This is a genomic window from Tissierella praeacuta (genome assembly GCF_040396155.1).
Lineage (GTDB): Bacteria > Bacillota > Clostridia > Tissierellales > Tissierellaceae > Tissierella > Tissierella praeacuta_A.
Window position 1 is genome coordinate 1 of record NZ_JBEBOY010000089.1, and the last position, 3924, is coordinate 3924.

General features: G+C 30.4%; 7 protein-coding genes. 5 read left to right on the forward strand and 2 right to left on the reverse strand.

The window, feature by feature from the left end; all coding sequences use genetic code 11:
- The first annotated feature begins 65 nt into the window (after positions 1-65).
- Genes ABWP20_RS18290 through ABWP20_RS18300 form a run of 3 tightly spaced genes read left to right on the forward strand, consistent with a single transcriptional unit; the run spans position 66 to position 1602 of the window.
- Positions 66-455: an NUDIX domain-containing protein gene (locus ABWP20_RS18290; RefSeq protein ID WP_353097811.1), complete on the forward strand. Its 390-nt coding sequence runs from the start codon at positions 66-68 to the stop codon at positions 453-455.
- A 48-nt stretch (positions 456-503) separates the two neighbouring features.
- Positions 504-1151, forward strand: a complete 648-nt coding sequence (locus tag ABWP20_RS18295) for a YigZ family protein (protein ID WP_353097803.1) — start codon at positions 504-506, stop codon at positions 1149-1151.
- A gap of 49 nt (positions 1152-1200) precedes the next feature.
- A complete protein-coding gene (locus tag ABWP20_RS18300; RefSeq protein ID WP_353097804.1) occupies positions 1201-1602 on the forward strand; it encodes a CoA-binding protein in 402 nt (133 codons plus the stop codon).
- A 27-nt stretch (positions 1603-1629) separates the two neighbouring features.
- On the opposite strand, the gene ABWP20_RS18305 is transcribed toward ABWP20_RS18300, so the two are convergent.
- Positions 1630-1980: a TSUP family transporter gene (locus ABWP20_RS18305; RefSeq protein WP_353097806.1), complete on the reverse strand. Its 351-nt coding sequence runs from the start codon at positions 1978-1980 to the stop codon at positions 1630-1632.
- Complete coding sequence (locus tag ABWP20_RS18310) at positions 1977-2336, reverse strand: sulfite exporter TauE/SafE family protein (protein WP_353097808.1); 360 nt, start codon at positions 2334-2336, stop codon at positions 1977-1979. Before ABWP20_RS18310 ends, ABWP20_RS18305 begins: the two co-directional genes overlap by 4 nt.
- A gap of 98 nt (positions 2337-2434) precedes the next feature.
- Between ABWP20_RS18310 and nadE the strand changes: the two genes are divergently transcribed.
- Both nadE and ABWP20_RS18320 read left to right on the forward strand, forming a co-directional pair.
- Positions 2435-3157 (forward strand): NAD(+) synthase, encoded by a 723-nt coding sequence (gene nadE / locus ABWP20_RS18315; protein ID WP_353097809.1) that lies wholly within the window; start codon positions 2435-2437, stop codon positions 3155-3157.
- Between the two features lie 102 nt (positions 3158-3259).
- A partial coding sequence (locus ABWP20_RS18320) for a YebC/PmpR family DNA-binding transcriptional regulator (RefSeq protein WP_353097810.1) occupies positions 3260-3924 on the forward strand: 665 nt, incomplete at its 3' end.

A 3924-nucleotide genomic window follows, 5' to 3' on the forward strand; every position in this document is an offset into this window, starting at 1 on the left:
ATGTCATAAATCGTCTTTGTGTTCAAATGTAAAATCTTTGTTGCAAACTATATAGCAAGGTTTTTATTTTAAAAAATGATAAAAATGAATGGGTATTGCCGAAGGGAAAAATAAGAAATGAACAATTACCACCAGAAACTGCTACTACTAGAGTTGAATATGAAACAGGTGTTAAAGATCCTAAAATAGTATCATCTGCTGGAGAAACTGCTTATGAATTCTACTCATTTTCGAGAAATCAGGCAGTTTGCAATAAAATTATATGGTATATTATGGAGTCTGAAGATGAAGAATATAAAGTTAATTTTGAAGAAAGATTCAAAGAAGGAGGATTTTATCCAGTAGAAAAAGCTATTGAAATGATAACCTACAGTCAAGATAAATCACTTGTAAGTCTAGCCTATAAAAAATATTTGGAATTTAAGGATTATCAAGAAAAACTAAACTATGCTTAAAAAGTAGGAGATTATATCTCCTTATTTTTTTGGTGAGAGGAAGATTTTATGGACAAGATTTATAGAACTATATATAATTATGGAGAAGATGAAATTATCATAAATAAATCTCGATTTATTGGCTATGCTATGCCTATAGAAACAGAGGAAGAAGCCTTGGAGTTTATAGATAAAATTAAAGTAAAGCATAGGGATGCTACACATAATGTACATGCTTATGTTGTTGGAAAGGACAATAATATTCAAAGGTTTAGTGATGATGGAGAACCTTCAGGTACTGCTGGCATACCGATGTTAGAAGTTATTAAAAAGGAAAATTTACGAAATGTAGTAGTTGTAGTAACTCGATATTTTGGTGGAATTAAATTAGGAACAGGTGGACTTATTAGAGCATATACAAAGGGTGCAAAGATTGGACTAGATGCAGGTATAATGGTAGATATGGTCCAACATACTAAGATAAAGGTTAGAATTGATTATACTTTATATGGAAAAATAGAAAATTATCTTATGAATGAAGGATATATAGTAGATGATTCTGTCTTTGATGATGCAGTGAATATATTTGTTTATGTAGAGGATGCAAATATAGAAAATTTTCATAATATAATAACTGATTTAACCAATGGGAATGCTATGTTGGAGGAGTTAGATGAAGAATATATTCCAATGAAAGATGGCAAAAGGGTAAATTAAAAGGGGTTAGTGGAAAGCAAACAGGGTATAAATTTATTGAGGTGATAAAATGGAAGATATGATAAAGATAAAAGAAGAAATGCTTACGAAGAAAGTATGGGTAGTGTCTGGCGTAACAGCAAAGAAAGATAAATTTGGTTATAAAATATGGAAAATATTAAAGGAACACGATTATGAGACTTATGGTGTAAATCCAAACTATGATGAAATAGAGGGAGATAAAGTTTATCATTCAGTTAAGGAACTGCCAATAAAAGCTGATGTTCTTGATATGGTTGTAGCACCAAAAATTGGGATCAATACTTTAGATGAAGCCAAAGAAGCAGGAATAGAATATATATGGTTTCAACCAGGCACATACAATGATGAGGTCTTAACAAAAGCAAAGGAGTTAGGATTTAAGATATTATATGATGACTGTGTATATGCTACATTGAGAAATAAGCATTAGAAAAAGAAAGAATAGGTCAAAACTGATCTATTCTTTCTTTTTAAATAGTTCAATTCCTCCTACTACCAGCAGGAAAAATCCAAAATATTTTTTTAATCTTAAAGGGTCAATTTTAAGAGCAAGAATTGAGCCTATAATTGCTCCACCAATTCCTCCTATGATAATTAATTTAGCAAAAGAGAAATCAATATTTCCCTTTTTATAATGGGTGATTAAAGCTATAGTTGCTACAGGAAGAAATACTACTAGATTGACTCCTTGTGCATATTGCTGTTTCATACTATTGAATATAACTAAGGAAGGTATTAGGATTGTTCCTCCGCCTATGCCCATTCCACTAATTATTCCTGATAAAAATCCAATTAAAGTTAAAATCATTTCCATATCATCCTTATAGCAGTATAAATAATTACACTACCAAATATTTTCCTTAATATATTAATAGGAATTTTATTTAAAGTTTTTGCACCTATATAAGAACCTACCATACCTCCTATTGCTACTGGAAGTGCAATCTTAAATGGTATTGAATTGTTAGCAAAATATATTATAGTAGATATAATTGATAGTGGTAATATAATGGATATTGCAGTGGCATGAGCCTTATAATCATTTACACCAAGCAAAAATACCAATGCAGGAACTACAATAGTTCCGCCGCCAGATCCAAATAGTCCATTAATTAGGCCAGTTATTAAACCTATAGATAGTAACTTTACCTTTTTTTTGTCCATAAATTTCTCCTTTATGTTATAATCATTATGATTAACTTTACCAATTATAGAGAAGATATACATAGGAAGAAAATTGACTGATTACTTGGAGGGAGAATATGGAAAATATAGACTTAATTATTGAAGAGTTAGTAAAATGGTTACAAGATAAGGTAAGAGAAGCGGGAGCAAATGGATTAGTATTTGGTTTAAGTGGAGGTATAGATTCTGCTGTTGTAGCTGGGCTTGCTAAAAAAGCATTTCCAAATAATTCTTTAGGTGTAATAATGCCTTGCCATAGTGATTCAATAGATGAAGAACATGGAATCTTAGTGGCTGAAAAATTAAATTTAGATACTAAAAAAGTAGATTTATCTAATTCTTTTGATGTATTATTTGATTCTATAAAAGTAGAAAATAAAAATAAGATGGCAATATCGAATTTAAAACCAAGACTTAGAATGACTACTTTATATTATTTTGCTCAAAACAATAACTATTTAGTAGTTGGTTCTAGTAATAAATCTGAATTTACAGTAGGATATTTTACTAAGCATGGAGATAGCGGAGTTGATTTATTACCTTTAGCTTCTTTTGTAAAATCTGAAATTCGAGAACTCGCTAAATCTTTAGAAATACCTAATATTATAATAGAGAAACCACCAACAGCAGGATTATGGGAAAATCAAACTGATGAAAAAGAAATGGGATTTTCGTATGAAGTATTGGATAATTATATTAAAACAGGAAAAGGACCAGAAGATATAGTTAATAAAATAAAGAGAATGAATTTAATTAGCGAACATAAAAGGTCTTATCCGCCAATATTTAAAGAAGAATAGAGCATAGCTTTCTATAATGATAAAAATTTAATAAATTTAATGCAATAAGCATAATATTATGCTAGAATAGAAAAGGCAATACTATAAAGGGAGTGAATTTTTATGGCAGGACATTCCAAATGGAATAATATTAAAAATAAAAAAGGTAAAGAAGATGCAAAAAAAGCCAAAGTTTTTACAAAGCTAGGTAGATATATTATGGTAGCAGCAAAAGAAGGTGGAGCAGATCCAGACTATAACCCAGCGTTAAAAGCAGCCATAGATAAAGCAAAAGCAGAAAATATGCCAAATGACAATATAGAAAGAGCAATAAAAAAAGGTTCTGGAGAATTAGGTGCAGATAATTTTGAAGAAATTATTTATGAAGGCTATGGTCCAGGAGGAATTGCAGTATTTGCAGCGTGTTTAACAGATAATAGAAATAGAACGGCACCAGATGTTAGACATGCTTTTGACAAATGCGGAGGAAATATGGGGCAATCAGGCTGCGTTACTTTTATGTTTGATAAAAAGGGTATGTTAGCAATAGAGAGAACAAACTCTATAGATGAAGACGAATTAACTATGTTAGCGATTGATTTAGGTGCTGAAGATTTTGTGTCTGAAGAGGAAGGATTTGAAATAATCACTTCTGTAGAAGATTTCAATGCTGTTAAAGATGGTTTAGCAGAGGCAGGATATAACTTCGCCATGGCAGAACTTACTTACATTCCACAAAACACAATAGAATTAACTAGTCCAGAAGATATAAAAAATATGGAAAAATT